Below are 18,697 nucleotides of genomic sequence, written 5' to 3' on the forward strand. Positions count from 1 at the left end.
CGTGTTCCATTGAATTTTGAACATGAGTACACATGGGAATAATATAATATTTGCCGCAAATAAAAATGAATACAAATTAAAGTATATGATAATACAATAAAAATGTAAACGCTTAATTTATGATGAATAAAGAGTTATACTGTTTAGTAGTATGTAAAATGCACTGCAAATATATTGCCGCAAAATAATTTAAAATTTAGCCAAAATCAATTGACAAGGATTTAAAACTATTTTACTATCGTTACATAGTCACAGTCTTGTTAGATTTATTGACATTGAGTTGGCTTCATGGCATTTGCCGCAAATTAACGAGCAACGGAGAGTGTAAGCATGGGGAAGATAAAAATGGCTTTTATCGGTGTAGGAGACATGGGGTCACATCATTGCATTGGTTTTGATTTGCTTGAGGATAGTGAGGTTCGTTATATCTGTGATATGAATGAAGCCAATGTGGCACGTACGCTGGCTGAACTTAAGAACAGTAATCCTACCCTCGTTAGCGATTATCGTGAGCTGCTTGCCAAGGAAGATTTGGATGCGGTGGTCATCAGTGTACCGAACTATTTGCATCGTGAAGTGGCAGTCGCTTTTCTGGAAGCAGGCAAGCATGTATTTCTGGAGAAGCCGGTTGCCCATACCATTGAGGACTGTGATGCCATTATAGAAGCGGCGGAAGCCTCGGGACGGGTATTGCAGATCGGATTGGTATATCGGTATTCGAATCTGTATCGCCGAATGGAGAAGGAACTGGAGAGCGGACGTCTTGGTGACGTGAAATTGATGTGGTGCAAGGAATTCCGTGATCCGTTCCCGCCTGCGGATTGGTTCTATGACAAGACCAAGTCTGGGGGAGCGATTGTAGAGAAGGATTGTCATCACTTCGATATTTTCAACTGGATGATCCAGGCGAAGCCTGTCCGCGTGTTTGCCTCTGGAGGCCAGCATGTCATGAAGCAAGGAGAGCCTAATCGGATTCAGAATTCATACAGTCACTACCCGACGAAAGAAATTTCGGATACCTCCATCGTCGACCATGCCTTTATCACCATTGATTATGATAACGGCAGCAAGGCCAATCTGGGCCTGTGCATGTATTTGAAACCGCGCAATCTGATGGGAGAAGGGCTTGAGATTGGCCTGATCGGAGAGAACGGCGGCCAAATGGTTGCCCGTAATGACAAAACGATTGATATCGTTGGCGGGCAGGACTGGACGAAGGACCATCTCGAGATTGATGTGACGTCGGATTCCATTATGGGTGGACACACGGGTGGACAGACCCAGCGCATTGATTTTTTGAAATGTGTACAGGAAGGCAGACAGCCCTTTGCTAGTGCTCAGGTTGGTCGTAACGCGCTGCTTATTGCTCTGGCGGCAGAGAAATCTATTTTGGAAGAACGGTACGTCTATTTAGAAGAAATTTCAGGCTGAGGGGTGTCATCATGAACAGGTTGAGAAAATATGACACACTGCTGTTTTTTCTCTTCATTTTGCCTTGGATTATCGGATTTATCACCTTTTTCCTGTTTCCTTTCGGGACTTCGGTCTTCTACGCCTTTACGGATGCGAGACTTCCGGGAGCGACCAACTTTAATTTTGTCGGGATCGATAATTTTACGCACATGATGGATGATCCCATCTTCCTGAAAAGCTTGATGAACACGATGTTTTTCGTGGTATTCGGTGTTCCGATCGTAACGGCGGGTATGCTGGGTCTGGCCATGCTGCTTAATTTTAATGTCAAAGGTATTGCCCTGTTCCGTACCTTCTTCTATTTACCGACCCTGGTGCCCATTGTGGCAACGGTTATTATCTGGCGGCTGGTGTTCAACTCCGAATTCGGCATCCTGAACGCCGGACTTGGCGCGCTGGGTATAGGCAAAGTGGACTGGATTGGCGGGGAGCATACGATTAAGCCGGTCATCATCATGCTTCAGGTCTGGATCTCGGGCAGCGGGGTTCTGATCTTCCTGGCTGCACTGAAAAATGTACCGAGACATTTGTATGAAGCTGCTGCAATTGACGGTGCAAGCGGGATTCGCCGATTTTTCCAAATTACACTGCCGATGATCAGTCCTTCCATCCTGTTTGTCATCATTATTCAGACGATGTATAACTTTCAGATGTTTACAGAAGCGCTGCTGCTATCCAAGGGAGGCCCGAACTACTCGGCTTATACGTTTGTCTACAATATTTACAAGTCGGCCTTTACCGATCTGAAATTCAGCATGGCGATGACGCAGTCGATTTTCCTGTTCGCCGTGATCTCGCTTGTCACCCTGATCCTGATGAAAGTTTCAAACCGCTTTGTGTATTACGAGGGAGAACGATAGGAGGAGAGTTACATGAACAGCCGAAAAATAGCGGTAAAAGCGTCCCAATATACCATGCTGATTGCAGCATTAATGCTGTTCGCAGGGCCTCTGGTATGGATGCTCTCGACCATGCTGAAAACCAAAGCGGAAACCTACAAGGTACCTCCAACCATCCTGCCAGACACATTCAGCCTGGAAGCCTTTGAACGGTTGTTCGCTGTGCAGCCGATGATGTGGCAGTGGATTCAGAACTCATTTATCATTTCCTTTTTTGTTGCAGCGGGAGCGGTGGTGTCCAGTTCACTTGTCGCTTACGGTTTCTCGCGTTTTGCAACCAAGTACCGGAATATTCTGTTCCCGGTTGTGCTTGTTACCTTAATGATTCCTCCATCCATTATGATGATTCCCTCGTACGTCCTTTTTTCCAAGCTGAACTGGATTGATACCTGGTTGCCGCTCATTGTGCCAGCCTGGCTTGGAGGTGCCTATTATATCTTCCTGTTCCGACAGTTTTTCATGACCATTCCCCAGGAGCTGGACGAGGCTACATATCTCGATGGCGGCAATCGCTGGACGGTATATGCACGAGTCATTATGCCGCTGTCCAAACCCATTATTATGACGACTATTATTTTTGCCTTTGTGAACTCCTGGCTCGATTTTCTGGGGCCGTTCCTGTATATCAAAAATGCAGAAATGTTTACGCTGAGCGTAGGCTTGCAGCTGTTGATTGGACAGACGAGCCAGGATTTACCGGCACTTGCTGCAGGTGCATTTATCAGTATTGTACCTATTGGTCTGCTGTATCTGTTTGCACAACGTTATATTGTCGAGGGGGTGGTGCTTACGGGCACCAAAGGGTAGAGTGGCTGCCTGCTTTCCGGTTTTCAGGTGAACAGGACTTATTGATATGACTTAAAGGGGAGCTGTGTATATGAGAGCGAAGAGTAAACGGCTATTCAATGTTTGGGCACTTGTACTTGCTACAATGGTGGTGATCAGTGGATGTGGAAACGGGGGATCGTCCGAAAACGCCGACTCTTCTGGTTCCGGCGGCAGCCAGAGTGAACCTGTAACAATCACATACTCCCAGTGGGGGACGGCAGAAGAGCTTCATCGTACACAGGAACTGTTGGATCAGTTCATGAAGGCCAATACCGATATTAAGGTCAAACTCGAAGGCAAGGATTGGGGCAGCTACTGGGATGGACTAACAGCGAATGCAGCGGGGGGGACACTTCCAGACGTGTTCAAAACGAGTTATGCATACGTGGAAAAATACGCCGAGCTGGGCATTTTCAAGGAATTGGACGGCTTGCTCGCGGAAAATCAGTTTGATCTGAACAATGTGGACAAAAGTCTGCTCGGTCTTCACCAGTACCAGGGTAAACAAGTATCCTTGCCTATCGATGCCAACGTCATCGTATGGTATTACAACAAAGCGATTTTTGAGAATGAAGCCACGAATCCTCATAAAGCTCCCGTTCCATCGCTTGAGCCAACGTGGGATGAAATTACTGACATTGCAACCAAGCTGACGCTGGATAAGAACGGGAAAAGCGCAGACGAAGCGGGTTTTGACGCCGGAAACATTGTGCAGTGGGGCTTGTCCATTTCACCAGGATCAACGATGGATTGGTTCCTGGAGCCGGAATTGTGGTCCAACGGTGCGAAATTGGTGAATGACGATGGCTCCCTTGCGCTTGAGACACCTGAAGCGATGGAAGTGCTGAACTATTTTATCGACTTGACCAAAAATAAAAAGATCAACACCACTCCTGCACAGATTGAAGGTTTGGGTGGACAGGTGAATCTTGCGATTACTACATCCAAAGTAGCGATGAATCCGGGTGGCAGCTGGAATACAACCAACTACCAGGAGGCTGGTGTGGATTACGGTATCTCCTATTTGCCAAAATTCAAAACCAACCAAACCGTTGTTCAGCCAGCAGGTCTTGCCATCAGCTCCAATACAAAGCATGAAGAGGCGGCTTACAAGCTGCTGGCTTGGCTAGCGGGTCCGGAAGGACAGACAGAACTGGCGAAGCAGGGATACTCGATTCCGGCGAACAAGGCCGCAGCGGATGCTTATATTGCCACTGTAGGTGAAGATAATAAAATCTTCCTGGATGCGCAGCAGTATGGCATTGTATCTCCCTTTACAACCAAGAAAACCGATCTGGTCTGGACGTATGGTGAGCAATCACTCAAGCTTCCACTTGCCGGAGATGGTGATCTGAACGCAGCGCTTAAGGATTTGGCCTCCAAGATGCAATAAGTGAATGAAGCCGATCAAGAGGGGGAAGAGGGGAAGAGCTTCATACGTTTTCTTAAAAAGGATCAAAATTGCGGCAGTTATGGGGGACAGCAAGCTCCCTGACTGCCGCTATTATTTTATAGAAGACTGTGCCCACGCACCATTTCATTGACTTCTGGCCAGTAGAAATATAGAATTATATTTGCCGCAAATTTGTGTTTGAAGAGATGAAATTGCCCCAATACGAATGGGGTTTAAATACATAGTTAAAGGAAAGGTGGGGACTTCACATGGCAAAATTGAAGGATATTGCAGACCGCGTTGGTGTATCGATCTCTACCGTTTCACGTGTGATGAAGAACGATGTCAATCGATCGGTCAGCGATGAAACCCGCAAAAAAATATGGGACACCGCTGAGGAGCTGGGCTACCGTTCACAGCGTCCGGCCAAGAAGAAAAAGGTCCAGCCCAAGACGGCATATGCGATCGGCTGTGTGGTGGCTATTCCCCAAAATAAATACAACAGTCCTTATTTTTCAGTCATTATGGAAGGGATTGAGAAGCAGCTTGCTGAAGCAGGCATGCGACTGGAATTTGTGTACAGCATCGAAAACGATGGGGATATCGTGCAGCTGCAGTCACTAGTGAAGGAACATCAGATTGATGGCATGATTGTGGTGGAACGGATTGATCCGGAAGCCTATCGCTGGCTCAAGGCTAATGTACGGACTGTTGTGGGAGTGGATATTACGGACCCGGACATTCCGGTCGTCGGTTATGATCGTGAAGAGGCGGCGAGGGAGGCAACGAATCATCTGATTGCCCAAGGGCATCGGATCATTGCCTACATTGGCGGAGCAGAATTCAAGAATGATTTTCGTGAGGAAAAACGGTTTCTTGGTTATCGGCGTGCCATGACGGATGCGGGATTACCTATTGATAATGATTGGGTGATCGATGTGAAATGGGATGTTTCGCTGAGTTATGAATTGACCAAGCAGGCATTTACCAACAATGCGAACAGACCTACAGCCATCTTTGCAGCCAGTGATATGATGGCGATTGCGGCCATGCGTGCTGCAACCGAACAGGGGCTCCGCATTCCGGAGGATATCGCTTTTTTTGGGGTAGATAATATTGAAATATCCGAATTCACCTCTCCGCCGTTGTCGACCATTCATGTACCCAAGCTGGAGATGGGCATGTTCGCGGTTAAACAGCTGCTCGATTATCTGGATCATTCATATGAAGTGGCTGTCAAAATGATCGTTCCGTACCGCTGTATATTCCGCCAGTCTTCCAATGGCAAGCGAGAATAGCTTTTGGTAATTTCATGGATGCTGAATTCAAGCACCAAAATAACTGCAAAACAAATGTATGAAAGTTAGACTGTTTATCAATATATTGATGCATTATGCACCAGTGGACTGTCTATAATTTCAGATTAAGCTAACGGGCAGGATAGTTTAATGATTGGGGCTATAAGGCTGTACTAGATAGAACAATGTATAGTGTACTGTTGAGCTATGGGAGACCATAACAAAACCACCTTTTCGAAGGTGGTTTTGTTATGGTCAAATACTAGTATCAAAATTTAACATAGCCTAGATTTTAAATATTGCACCCACATCCCGTGCAGCTCAGCTTCCGATACTTGAAATGCGCCTTGAAAATCAGTGGCATCGCGTATGAATTTGTTGAGCGCATCTAAACTGTATGAATGGATGAGATATTCTACGAGCAAGTGCGAGAATCCATATCCCCCTATCTTCTCGAAATCCCAGGTATCATTAGTTAATGCTTGAAAGCTAGGGACAGCGTTATTTTGAATCGCTTCGGAGGTGCTATACTGGATATATTCTTGTGACATTTGTTTGGCTTCATGCCCGCCGAGCCCGTGTGTAAGCCATTTCGGTGCCAACGGATTAATATCCTTCACTAACCACATCGTAAACAAGCTTAAAGTGTGCCGTAGTACCGATTGATACGTATGTTCAGGGCCTGGATTGAGTGGGGATACGATTTTAATTTTATTGTCTTCATAGGTTCCCATAAACCAATTGGGCGCATCCGGCTCGTTTATTGCTTGATGAAAAGTGGATAGATCCGGATAGATCTCAATAGCGATTTTCTGAGAAGGCCGATGACGATAGGTTGTAATAATTCGATCTACATTGCTTTTCAACTCTTCAAATAAGTCATGGTATACCTTGTTCATACCATTATTTTTGGAGGGAGCCTCGCTTTTATCCACAATTGATATCAATTCTTTAATAGACATGATTGTAATGTCACCCCATTCTTTTAATTCTTTTTTTAGTTTGTTTAAGGCACGATAGAGTCTGTTCTTGACTGCGCTTTGAGGCATCCCGATGATTTTGGATATTTCCAATAAAGTGCAATCGACGAAAAAACGCAATGATATGATTTGCTGATCTAATTCATTCAATCGGGCTAATGCAGCACTAATATCAAGACGGATATCGACATCTCTAGCAATATCGAGGGATATCGATTGGGACTGAAAATCGATTACTTCGTGCACCATTTCTTTATTTCGTGATCTCGTACGATACTCGTTTTTCACAATATTTTGCGCGATTTTGAATAGCCAAGTAAATATACTGGAGTTACACTTAAACAAGTGAAAGTTTTCCATTGCTTTTAAAAAAGCTTGTTGCGTTAAGTCATCAGCCGTTGCCGAATTTGTCTTTACTGCAATGTAATTTCGAATTCTATCTCGATATTGATTATAAATGACTTCGAAATGCTGGATGTGCTCCTGCTCCTCCGGAAGAACAGGGATTTTCTTTTTGTCTTGAGCTCGTGACACCAGTAGTACCTCCTCCTGAACTTACAATTCATTAGACACCGAAGGGAGGTAAAAAGCCACATCATTTTAAAATAATTTTACACGACGCCACTCCACTTTTTTTAAACACCGAAAAAGCAAAGCGTAAAGGCAATTATGTGGTATTAAGTGAGGATTACCAATGGAGAAAGAGATTCAGGAGCTTAAAAAACGTATTGGCTTTCTGGAAAAGCAAGTTCAGAACAAACAACTTCAGTCATCTAATATATTGAGGTTGAGCTTAACTTTTATAACAGTACTCGTGACTTTGTTCATCTTGATTGGAATCTTTCAATTTATAGCCCCCCAACCAATTGAACTAACGGGCAGTTTAACAGAACAACTCCTTTATACATAAAACTCACCCATATGAGGAAAAATCATGGTGGGTGATTGTATGAGAAAAAATTTTGATGTCCATTCTAGTCCTTTCTATTGTGGCTATATTTTCCATTCCGTTAGTAAGTGTAGCTCATCCACATGATGAAGTGTCTAAAGGTAAGGATTCGATTGAATGGGTTGCATTATGGAAATTCCCACAAACAAGAGAAGAACAATTGGAGCGTATCTTAACGACTGAATTGCAAAGGAAGCTACTATTTTCGCTCCAAGAAAAACAATACTTAAAGACAGGGAAAGATAATGTTTATAGCTTTGACCCGTTTCAAATAGCGAATATGAAAACGGTAGATGGTGATTTTTATGTATTGGATGTAATAGCAAGTGTTCACAAGGTTATTAACAATGAGGTAGACAAGAAAGCAGAAAAGTATCAAATAACTTTCCGCCACAATTACGATTTAGGATTTGTCGTCATGAATGTTACACCCTAAGTTGTTAAACTAACGGGAAACGATAGTTCAAAAAGCATGGAGCAGACTGCACATTGGCAGGCTGCTCCTTTTTTTATAACATTCTGGACAACTTCCGGTATTCCCGGGGGGAAATGCCTTCATATTTGCGGAACATGCGGCTGAAATAATGAATGTCTGGGTAACCGCTTTGTACACCCACAGCCTCAATGGAATAATCCGTTTCCCGCAGCAGTTTGCGTGCCTCGCTTAGGCGTATGGATTGAATATATTCGTTGGGAGGCATGCCCGCAACCTGTTTGAACAATTTGGCCATGTGATCCACACTCAGGTTCAATTGTTTGGCGATGCTCGAATTGGTCCACGGGTCGGATGGGGCAACCTCTATACGTTTCATGAGTTCGAGCAGCTTCTCTCCGTGTACCGAATCATGACGTGATGAACTTCGCCAGGATGAACGCAGTAGATGGGTCAATATTTGCAGCATCAGGGCTTTACATACCAGTTCATATCCCGGTGGGCGCATCGTAAATTCATGTACTAATTGCTCCATAAGCTGCACCGCAGCTGGAGAAGGGGTATACACCGGGTTGATAGATAGCGGCGTCATGCCCTCTGCGCAAGCTTCCACTGCGAATTTATGGTGCAGAACAGTCTCTTCGTTAACAACCATATCTGCCTCGGTCTGAATGGTCAATTCGTTGAAGAAATCAAAATGAATGCCAATGAAACGTGCTTCCGGGCTGGAAACCACCTCATTCTGGTGATAGACACCGGCAGGCAGCATAATTAGCTGACCAGCTTTCAAAATATGGTGTTTATCGTTCATATAAGTTGCAGCTTCACCTTGAGAGACGTACAGAAGTTCAAAGTCATACAGACGCCGCTTTGCCAGCTTGCCGGGAGGAAGGCTCTGGAACTGAGCATAATGTACGTTGGGAGACCATTCCTTGTAAGTGACGGTTCGTTGCAGAGGATATACCGCTTGCTGGAGAGACATAAATTCCAGCTCCTTTTTCGATGAGATTGGCCCAAATAGATCTATTTAAAACTGAACGGAATTGTGCAAATAATCTCTTTATCTCCTAAATAAATAACTGCGTAATTTATTTATAATATATGTATTATCACATGTTCTTACGAGAGAGACAACATCACGGATTAAGCTAAAAAAGGAGAGGATTACGATGCGCTCTCTCCCTGTGGAACGGAGCACGAGTTATTGCTGCGAACCGCTTAGGTCAGTTGCACAGCATGGATTCCCCTCGACTGCGGATTGGGAACGATGTGTTCCAGTGGAACTGGTGGACACGGTAACAGGTAGGCCACCTCATCAATCCACAGAAGTCCGTTTTGGCTGGAGTCCCGAATATTTGCATATTCGCTTTGTATGCCAGGATGATCACGTTGTATCTGATTTCACGGAAAGGGATCAGCCATTGTATGAGCAGGATGTGGTTGAACTGTTCATTGATGAACAGGGCGATGGCAGGAATTATATCGAACTGGAGGTCAGTCCGCACAACGTAATATTTGATGCGCTCATTCACAATAACAGCGAAGGTTCCGAATTGAAGGCAGATGTAACCTGGCAGCTGGAGGGGTTGCAAACGGCTGTAGAAGTGGATCGTCAGGGCCATCGGGTGTATGTGATCCATATTCCAGCGAGTAACTTCAAGTCGCCCCTGACTAAAGGCGTATGCTGGAGGGTCAACGCTTACCGTATTGATGAGAATGTGCAGGGAGATCGGGAGTATCAGGCATGGCAGCCCACGGGGGCTGTGAACTTTCATTTGCCCAGCCGATTTGGTTATTTTCAATTGGGATAGCTATGCGATGCTGAAGAACAGGTTTTCATATTTTGAAGGAGGGTATTCGGATGAAAAAAGGGATTAACATATGGTCGTTTGCAGGAGATGCCTCTATTGCGGATTGTATTCAGACGGCGAAGCAAGCTGGCTTTGAGGGGATTGAACTTTCGCTTAATGGAGAAGGCGAGCTGAGTCTGTCTGCCACGGATCAGGAGGTTCGTGATATTCAAGGACGTCTGGAAGAGGCTGGACTCGAAATCGCGGGACTTGCAACTGGATTGTACTGGGATTACCCGATGACGAGCGCCCGTCCGGAGATTCGCACAAAAGCACTGGATGTGTGTAAAAAACAGCTGGAGCTTGCCGCGGCATTTGGTGTGGATACCATTCTGGTTATTCCGGGTGCGGTTGGTGTGGACTTTATTCCAGACAGCGAAGTAACGGATTATGAAGTAGCTTACGAACGGGCACAAGAAGCCCTTGCGTATCTGCTGCCGTATGCGAAAAGTGCAGGAGTATCGATTGGTATTGAGAACGTATGGAACAAATTTTTGGTGTCGCCGCTAGAGCTGCGTACCTTTATTGATTCTTTTAGCTCAGACTATATAGGTTCGTATTTCGATGTGGGCAATGTCGTACAGAACGGTTACCCGGAGCAGTGGGTTCGCATTCTCAGTCACCGGATTAAGAAGGTGCACTTCAAGGATTACCGTCGTCAAGCGGGAGGGCTTCATGGATTTGTGGATTTGCTGGCTGGAGATGTGAATTATCCTGCGGTGATGCAAGCACTACAGGCCATTGGTTACGACAACTATGTGACTGCCGAGATGATTCCGCCTTACACTCATCATTCGAAACAGATCATATTCAATACATCCAAAGCGATGGATGCCATTCTTGGACGTTCTCAGTAATAAATTCAGATAACAACGTTTATAAGAATATAAATTCTATTTTTATATGGGAGGTAGAAATATGTTAAAAGTGGGATTGATCGGTTTTGGGTTTATGGGACGTATGCATTTTGATAACTATGTACGCCTTGCCTCAGAAGGGGAACCCGTGGAATTGGTAGCCATCTGCGATCTGAGAATAGAGGAACTGAAGAACGGTAAAGCAGCCGGCAATATGGCAACAGAGCAAGAAGTATATGATCTCACACCTTATCGTTTGTACGACAACATCGACGCGATGCTGGAACAAGAAGAACTGGATATCATTGATATTACGCTGCCTACGCCACTACATGCTGAACTAACGTGTTCCTTGCTGGAGAAAGGCTATCATGTGTTGTGTGAGAAACCGGTTGCTCGCCATTCGACGGAAGGCTGGAAGATGGCGCAGACAGCCAAAGCGACTGGGAAAACACTGATGATTGGTCAATGTTTACGCTTCTGGCCAGCCTATGCGTATCTGAAATCCGTTGTAGAAGACGGTCGCTATGGAGCTGTCAACGCAGGTTATTTCTTCAGGGGTTCAGGTTTGCCTCAAGAGTGGTTTTTGGATGGGGAGAAAAGCGGTGGCTGCATATTAGACATGCACATCCATGATGCGGATATTATTCACTGGGTGTTTGGCAAACCGGATCAAGTATCCACGCTGGCTCGCAACGTCATTCCGGGAAGTGGCTATGATACCGTCTCCACCAATTATGTATACCCTGACGGAAAAGTGCTGAATGCCCAAGCCGACTGGACACTGGGGGGAGACTACGGTTTCTCCATGACGTATCGGGTTAATTTGGAGCAGGGGAATCTGGTCTTTGAGAATGGTGAGCTGAAAGTAAATCCGAACAATGCTCCCGGCTTCGTCGCTGAGCTGTCACCCGACTCGGGATATTATCACCAGCTCAAATATTTTATCCAGTCTGTTCAAGCAGGTACGCCTGTATCTGTATGTACCCCAGAGAGCGCAACAGGCACGCTTGAGTTAATTGAAGCCGAGATGCGCTCGGCGGATGAGCGTGGGGCATTGGTTTCGGTGGGGGAAAAGACAGGTCAAATGACAGCAGAGGCATAATTAATGCGATCAATTTCCAATCCTGGCATCGTCCACCTGCTGGATGTTCTATAAAAATTACAAATTCGCGCTGATCATGGCAAATTTTTACTGGTGTGGGTGACGATTCTTTTGCTTGCCGCACTTGCCTCTACCCTGGTTTAGATCGATACGAAATGGAAAGAGCAGAACCTTCGTACATGAAGGTTCTGCTCTTTTTTACAACAATGTTCCTTTTAATGGTCGAACATGAAGAAATGTAAGTGATAATTATTACTGTTTAATTAATGAATTTACTGGATAATTTATTATGCAAATACAATTTAATTAAATTTGGTTATTAATCTAAATGAAGGGAGGGAGAGATATGCTTAAACAGATCAACAAGGGATTTGCTAAGGGTTCCTCTGACTCAAAGTTATGTTGGACATGTGATACAAAGGACTACTGTGTAAAATGTGATGCACTTGACTGGGGATGTTCAGGTGGATGGGAAACATGCATTACCAAAGATTCTGATGGTTAGATTGTGAGAAGTGAGCTTTTTACTAGACACACTGCTCAGCAAAGAACCCAGATTTTCTAAGAAATAATCTGGGTTTTTTGAGCGTTATTTTATCAAGAATAACTTACAACGTATAGAATGGAGCAAAGGAAATGAACGAATTAACAAATGTTTGGGAAGAACGCATCACACCAGGAGATGTTATGCTTCTAAAACATAATTCTACTAAATATGCATACGTTCCAGAGAGTAATGCATTATATGAAATTGATAACAATTTAGAGATGATTCTCAAGTCAGAAAATGAAACAGTATCGGTATTATACAATAAATTACCTTCACCATTAGAGAAAGGAGAGTTTCTCGAAGTCATTGATTCTCTGATCGAGAATGAAATGATCAATCAAGAAAGAAAAACTAAAGAAATTGAGACAGCCCATTTTCAAACAATCAGCGCTCTAACACTTATGATGGTACAAGAATGCAATCTAAAGTGTACCTATTGTTATGCTGGAGATGGCGAGTACAATGAAAAAGGAAAAATGAATTTCGAAACTGCGAAAAGATCTGTGGATTTTTTAATTCAGAATTCAGGAAATATTGAAGAATTGACTCTTGTTTTCTTTGGCGGGGAACCTTTATTAAATTTTGAAACAATCGAGCAAGTTGTACAATATGCTAATAAACTAGCGGAGACACATCATAAAAAAATTAAATATAGTATGACTTGTAATGGAACCCTCATTACTCCGAAAATCATTAACTTTATTCGTGCTCATGATATCTATGTTCAAATTAGTGTTGATGGCCAGAAGTCTGCTCATGATGAGAATAGATTTTATGGTAACCAAAAAGGTAGTTACGAAATAATCATGAATCGTACGGAAGAGCTCAGGAACAAAAATCAGTTGGGGGTTCGTTCTACACTTACTCCCGCAAATACGAACTATACAGAAATATACCAACACTTATTTTCTTTGAATTTTCGAAGTGCTTTTTTAGCACCTGCTATGCAAATGTTTAACAGAGAGAGTTTTGAAGATTTGGGTGTAGAATTTGAGGTTCTAACACAGTATTTTCTAAAACTTATAGAAGCGAAGGAATATAGTAAGGCTAAAAAGATAAATAATGTAATGAAATTTTTACAGAGATTACATAGTGGTTTCGAGTCGACCTATTCGTGTGGAGCCGAGGTTAACTTTTATGCTGTTGATATTCATGGTGATCTCTATCCGTGTCATCGCTTCGTTAACAATAAAAATTACAAACAGGGCAACGTATACTCTGATATTGATCATTATAAGAAAAATGTATTTCTTCTAGAAGCACATACATCCAATCGGCAAAATTGTAATTATTGTTGGGCTAGAAATTTGTGTGGCGGTGGCTGTCATCATGAGAACTATGAGTTATCTGGAGCTGTAACATCACCACCGGTGGATTATTGTAGGCTTACCAAAACACAATTACACTCCATTTTTCATCTTTACTTAACTTTGACAGAAGAAGAAAAAGAGATATTGCTAGGTTAACTTTTAAAAGGGTATTTCTAAGGAGATTCAATTATGAAAGGTCTTGCTTTTATATATAAAAGACTGCTCCCTTATAATCGTGAGATTGTGACAATTTTGTTATTCATGGGGCTTCCTCTGTGTTTTGGAATAATGCAGCCTATCCTTTTTGGAAAGTTCGTTGATTTGATTAGTTCTAACCAGATTAAGGATGCTTTTTTTATCGTTTTTTTGATTTTTATTGTTTGTTTGATGAATCTTCTTTTTAACTTGGTGTGCAAATATAAAGTAGCGAGTATCTCTTATAAAATTCAATTCAGTTTAAAGACGGATCTAATTAAACGTATCTTCTTTCTTCCTATGAACATCTTCGAATCGCTCCCCAAGGGAGAGCTAATTAACAAAGTTGAAAATGATACAAAAGCATTCTCAATTGCCGTAACGGACTTAGCCAAGTTTCTCGTAGATAGTATCAGTTTCATCTTTATTATTATTATACTCATTAAAATCAATCTGAAACTTTCATTAATTTTAGTTCTTCTTGGGCCAATATTACTTATATCATTCTTGGTATTTGGAAAAAAAATAAAATTTATGGACACGATAGTTAAACGGAAATTAGATAGTTATCTTAATTTATTGAATGAGACCTTGGAGAAATTCACGCTATTTAGAGTTTTTCATGCAGAAGGTCTGATCTTTCGAAAGTTTGAAGGGGAATTGAGTAGTTATCAATCGTCATCATTAAAAAAGAACAGGATAACCATTCTTTCTAGTGGTACAGTAGAAGGCCTAAACTTTATTTCATATATAGCAATTCTCTTGGGTGGACTTTATTATATTGGAAACCACAATCTTACTCTGGGGGAACTTGTAGCATTCACAACGTATTCCAGCAATTTCAATTACTCTCTGTTAAGGTTTTCTCAATTTAACGTCCTGGTACAGGAAACCGTGGTCTCTATAAATCGAATGGATAATATTCCGGCTGCAGCATCAAAAAATAGCAATGAGAATGGTAAATATCATCCGAAAAGTTTGACTGATTTTACTGGAACTGTCATGGAAATATCAAATCTCTCCTATAGCTATGCTGAAGTCGGTATTAGGTATATTAATGAATTAACCGTTTCTGTTTCTCGATCAAAAATTCTTCAAATTACTGGGGCAAACGGGAGCGGGAAATCAACCTTGTTAAAAATTCTAGCAGGTTTGTATCGGAACTATACAGGTGAGATTCGTTATAAGGGATCAGATATTAATGATATCCCTCGTTCTGTATATTGTAATGAGGTATGTTTCGTTACTCAAGAACCTCAAGTCATTTCTGGCTCAATTCGAGAGAATCTTTTACTGGGGAACGCTCAAGCAACTTCGAGAGAACTACGCAAGGTGTGTGAAATGGTTGGTATTGCTTCGTTTATTGATTCACTAGATCATCATTATAATACTTTAATCGGTATTAATGGAATTGAACTATCTGTTGGTCAAAAACAGAAGTTATCCATGGCTAGAGGACTGCTAGTAAATGCAGAATTATACTTGTTTGACGAAGTCACTTCTGCACTTGATGCGATGCATAAACAAACTTTTTTTGAATTGATGCACTCTTTGAAAGAGAACAATAAGGCGATTATTATCATCTCTCATGATCCACTTCCGCCTAGCTTGGTTGATGAAAAAATTGAATTATGTATCTAAGGACTTAGATGTCAAAATAAAAATAAGGTAGCAGGTGAGTATTTATGAAATTGAGCGTTCAAAATCTTTCGAAACATTACGATAAGCCTATTCTCCAGAATGTATCTTTTGAAATGAATACTGGAATACTTGGTTTGCTAGGCGAAAATGGAGCAGGAAAAACGACATTGCTCGAAATCATCTCCACGCTCATTGCCCCCCATACAGGTCAAGTAGACTATGAAGGCATGGATGTCGTTCAGGATTTACATACGATTCGAAAACAGATTGGCTACTTGCCACAGAAGTTTGATTTTTTTCCCCACTTGACCGTGCAGGAGATTCTTGAATATGTATGTCGTTTGAAAAATATTCATGGGAGGCAGCGGATAACAGAAATTGAAGAAAAACTCAATCAGGTTGGATTACTGGAGCAAAGAAACAAAAAATTCAATGCTTTGTCTGGAGGTATGAAGCAACGCTTAGGTATTGCCCAGGCTATTGTCGGCAACCCCAAGTTACTTTTGATTGATGAACCTACTGTTGGACTTGATCCTCATGAGCGTGTATCGTTTAGACAACTGTTAACAACTCTTGCAACAGACCGGTCTATTATTATTTCCACTCATATTGTAGAAGATGTTGCACTTACAACAGATTTTGTTCTTGTACTGCACCAAGGGAATGTTAACTACTTTGGAGATATCCCTGCTTTCATCAAATCGGTCGAGGGTAAGGTGTGGCTTTACAGCGGAGAGAATGTGACAGAGAAGCTTCAAAAACAAGGTGCACTAATCATCTCAACACAGGTCACTGCAAGTGGTGTACATATTCGCTATCTATCGGATACCCCGTTGGAAGGCAGCCTTTTATTAGAGCCTACTTTGGAGCACGCCTATATTTATACGAATAGAAAGAAGGTATAACCATTGAATGAATTTATGGTACAACTTCATTTTTCGTTTAAATCTTTGCTAAAACATCGCATGCTACTTATCATTGTTTTTTTTCTCACAACGATAATCCCACTTGTTTTGGCACAAATGAGTGGAGAGACCCGCTTTGAAAATCGTTGGCTTTCTATGCTTCAGCTCCAAATGATTATTGTGACGCCTCTAGTCCCCGTTCTCGTAAATGCTGTTTGGGGCGGAAAACTAAGAGACTTTGAACTGAAAACGATCATGTTTTATCTAATTATCCCATCAAATTATTTAATCTCTAAGCTTGTAGCGGTTGGGGCCGGAATAAGCATGAGTTTGATACTGATCGATTCTATTTATTGGTTTGCATTATCAAACCAAGGTCCTAATCTCTTATGGTTAATTACACTCTTGCAAATCATCTTAACCGTATCCTTTGTTGTCTCGTTAACTGGACTATGCTCACTTATTTTTAAGAGGACGATATACAGTACTATTTTAGTTTTTATTTACTTGATTATCAGTATTCAATATGTCCGACAACCAATGTTTGCGATCTGGTTTAATCCAGATTATGTATCGGAAATGATACTACAGCCGAATTTTATGCTTCAACGGTATGTCTTAGTCTTGTGGGTAGCCCTCATGCTTTTGATCAGCTCAATGTTGTTCAGAAAGCAGGTTGTACGCACATGATACGGTTATGGTTTTTAAAACTAAAGGTCCTATGGCGTAGTGAACATATCTGGGCTTTCTACATGGGACTGTTCATTTTGTATTTGAGCAAATTTGTATTTTTCATAGATGAATTGCCTGTTACCATACCTTTATATGGACTTTTCATGTCCACCATGACGCTTGTTATATTGAATTCACCTAAGCGTTACCATATGGTTCATATGATAAGACTTACCAACTGGAACCCTATACGGAGAACTTTGCAGTCATGGTTATTTAGTTTTTTTTGTACGCTTCCAGCCTCAACCCTCTTATTTTTCACGGTTCATGAAATCTTTAAAGACACTCCAGTTTATCTGCTTGTGTTTGTTATTTTCGGATTATCTTACTTCGCAATCAGCTTTGCGTTTGTAATTTCTTTATTACCTTTTAAAATGGCTATTCTATGCAGTGTATCTGTGTACATGCTCCTCACTTTAATGCATGGTTATAAACTGGAGAGTGTTCGGTACGTTGCGCCAACTCTGAATTTTATGTATCCAGATTACCCTGATATGATTAATATGCTGTCGATATTTTTTCTTGGTATACTGATGCTGGCCATCTATTGTTGGAGAGGGGGCGATTGGCCTCGCCGACAAAAAAAAATATTGCTTTTCATTCTCATGATTATCGCTTCCACATACATCGCAGTTCCCCTTGGACAAATATGGAATGGAAGGCATTTAGCAAATCAACCTTATCAAAAGGTTCAAGTGAATAACATCGTTGTGCAGTATAAAGGCATCCCTCATACTATTGCAACAAGATATGGTCAGGTAGTCTCTGATATTTTTGATGAGTTGAACGAACATAAGATAAATCCTAATATTACCCAAATTATAATTACTCGATTAGATCATGTTCCCAAAGGTACTCAACTGGAGCATATTTTGAAGTTAGAAGAGAAGACGCTATACATTGAACCATATTCGAATAAGTTTTATGAGTTTAATTATGGATATAATATAATTCGGGATATGCTTGAACTTTCCGAAACTGATCATCAGATTGGACTACAAATAACCCAAAGTTTGATTAGTAAGAACAAACATCACTTTTTCGATTCACTTCAACGTCGGGGACTTAATGAAACCTATGAATAAAAGATATGGTTTCATAAAAGTAACTATCCGTAAGTTAATAGAGTTGGAGTGAATTAAAATGATTAATAGTATACTAAACCGTTACTTGTAGTTAAGGCGTGTCTTCAAACTGTTTGAAGACACGCCCTAGAACATTAGCTAATGGATTTCCCACACTATCGAATTTAGTGATTGTACTTTTTTAAAAATACATACTGGCTTGACTTTTATTTTT

16 protein-coding genes are annotated in these 18,697 nt (G+C 41.9%); 14 read left to right on the forward strand and 2 right to left on the reverse strand.

Annotation, left to right across the window (positions count from 1 at the left end; translation table 11 throughout):
- The first annotated feature begins 330 nt into the window (after nucleotides 1-330).
- From BMY78_RS00730 to BMY78_RS00750, 5 genes are all read left to right on the forward strand, one after another.
- Nucleotides 331-1,431: a Gfo/Idh/MocA family protein gene (locus tag BMY78_RS00730; protein ID WP_090893708.1), complete on the forward strand. Its 1,101-nt coding sequence runs from the start codon at nucleotides 331-333 to the stop codon at nucleotides 1,429-1,431.
- An 11-nt stretch (nucleotides 1,432-1,442) separates the two neighbouring features.
- Nucleotides 1,443-2,333: a carbohydrate ABC transporter permease gene (locus BMY78_RS00735; protein ID WP_072735121.1), complete on the forward strand. Its 891-nt coding sequence runs from the start codon at nucleotides 1,443-1,445 to the stop codon at nucleotides 2,331-2,333.
- A 12-nt stretch (nucleotides 2,334-2,345) separates the two neighbouring features.
- A complete protein-coding gene (locus BMY78_RS00740) occupies nucleotides 2,346-3,179 on the forward strand; it encodes a carbohydrate ABC transporter permease (RefSeq protein ID WP_090893710.1) in 834 nt (277 codons plus the stop codon).
- Nucleotides 3,180-3,249: 70 nt separating this feature from the next.
- A complete protein-coding gene (locus BMY78_RS00745; RefSeq protein WP_079695049.1) occupies nucleotides 3,250-4,593 on the forward strand; it encodes an ABC transporter substrate-binding protein in 1,344 nt (447 codons plus the stop codon).
- Between the two features lie 269 nt (nucleotides 4,594-4,862).
- Complete coding sequence (locus tag BMY78_RS00750; protein WP_090893712.1) at nucleotides 4,863-5,891, forward strand: LacI family DNA-binding transcriptional regulator; 1,029 nt, start codon at nucleotides 4,863-4,865, stop codon at nucleotides 5,889-5,891.
- Between the two features lie 275 nt (nucleotides 5,892-6,166).
- Here the strand turns inward: BMY78_RS00750 and BMY78_RS00755 are convergent, their stop codons facing one another.
- Entirely contained in the window at nucleotides 6,167-7,405 is a 1,239-nt protein-coding gene (locus BMY78_RS00755) for an RNA polymerase sigma factor (RefSeq protein WP_090893714.1), read from the reverse strand.
- A gap of 431 nt (nucleotides 7,406-7,836) precedes the next feature.
- Between BMY78_RS00755 and BMY78_RS00765 the strand changes: the two genes are divergently transcribed.
- Nucleotides 7,837-8,256, forward strand: coding sequence for a hypothetical protein (locus BMY78_RS00765; protein WP_090893718.1), 420 nt, complete (start codon nucleotides 7,837-7,839; stop codon nucleotides 8,254-8,256).
- Nucleotides 8,257-8,329: 73 nt separating this feature from the next.
- On the opposite strand, the gene BMY78_RS00770 is transcribed toward BMY78_RS00765, so the two are convergent.
- Nucleotides 8,330-9,235: a helix-turn-helix transcriptional regulator gene (locus tag BMY78_RS00770; protein WP_090893720.1), complete on the reverse strand. Its 906-nt coding sequence runs from the start codon at nucleotides 9,233-9,235 to the stop codon at nucleotides 8,330-8,332.
- Between the two features lie 187 nt (nucleotides 9,236-9,422).
- Between BMY78_RS00770 and BMY78_RS00775 the strand changes: the two genes are divergently transcribed.
- The 8 genes from BMY78_RS00775 to BMY78_RS00810 all read left to right on the forward strand — a co-directional run bounded on the left by BMY78_RS00775 (nucleotide 9,423) and on the right by BMY78_RS00810 (nucleotide 18,483).
- On the forward strand, nucleotides 9,423-10,064 hold the full coding sequence (locus BMY78_RS00775; protein ID WP_090893722.1) for a carbohydrate-binding family 9-like protein: 642 nt from the start codon (nucleotides 9,423-9,425) through the stop codon (nucleotides 10,062-10,064).
- 50 nt (nucleotides 10,065-10,114) lie between these two features.
- Entirely contained in the window at nucleotides 10,115-10,960 is an 846-nt protein-coding gene (locus tag BMY78_RS00780; protein ID WP_090893724.1) for a sugar phosphate isomerase/epimerase family protein, read from the forward strand.
- Between the two features lie 61 nt (nucleotides 10,961-11,021).
- The gene (locus tag BMY78_RS00785; protein ID WP_090893726.1) at nucleotides 11,022-12,065 is read left to right on the forward strand and encodes a Gfo/Idh/MocA family protein; all 1,044 of its coding nucleotides are present in this window, start codon (nucleotides 11,022-11,024) and stop codon (nucleotides 12,063-12,065) included.
- A gap of 636 nt (nucleotides 12,066-12,701) precedes the next feature.
- A complete protein-coding gene (locus tag BMY78_RS00790) occupies nucleotides 12,702-14,081 on the forward strand; it encodes a PapB family radical SAM/SPASM ranthipeptide maturase (protein ID WP_090893728.1) in 1,380 nt (459 codons plus the stop codon).
- A 33-nt stretch (nucleotides 14,082-14,114) separates the two neighbouring features.
- On the forward strand, nucleotides 14,115-15,761 hold the full coding sequence (locus BMY78_RS00795) for an ABC transporter transmembrane domain-containing protein (RefSeq protein ID WP_090893731.1): 1,647 nt from the start codon (nucleotides 14,115-14,117) through the stop codon (nucleotides 15,759-15,761).
- A gap of 44 nt (nucleotides 15,762-15,805) precedes the next feature.
- Entirely contained in the window at nucleotides 15,806-16,666 is an 861-nt protein-coding gene (locus tag BMY78_RS00800; protein WP_090893734.1) for an ATP-binding cassette domain-containing protein, read from the forward strand.
- A gap of 3 nt (nucleotides 16,667-16,669) precedes the next feature.
- Nucleotides 16,670-17,356 (forward strand): hypothetical protein, encoded by a 687-nt coding sequence (locus tag BMY78_RS00805; protein WP_090893737.1) that lies wholly within the window; start codon nucleotides 16,670-16,672, stop codon nucleotides 17,354-17,356.
- Entirely contained in the window at nucleotides 17,353-18,483 is a 1,131-nt protein-coding gene (locus BMY78_RS00810) for a hypothetical protein (protein ID WP_090893738.1), read from the forward strand. Before BMY78_RS00805 ends, BMY78_RS00810 begins: the two co-directional genes overlap by 4 nt.
- Nucleotides 18,484-18,697: the final 214 nt, after the last annotated feature.

It is taken from the genome of Paenibacillus sp. OK076 (genome assembly GCF_900110055.1).
GTDB lineage: Bacteria > Bacillota > Bacilli > Paenibacillales > Paenibacillaceae > Paenibacillus.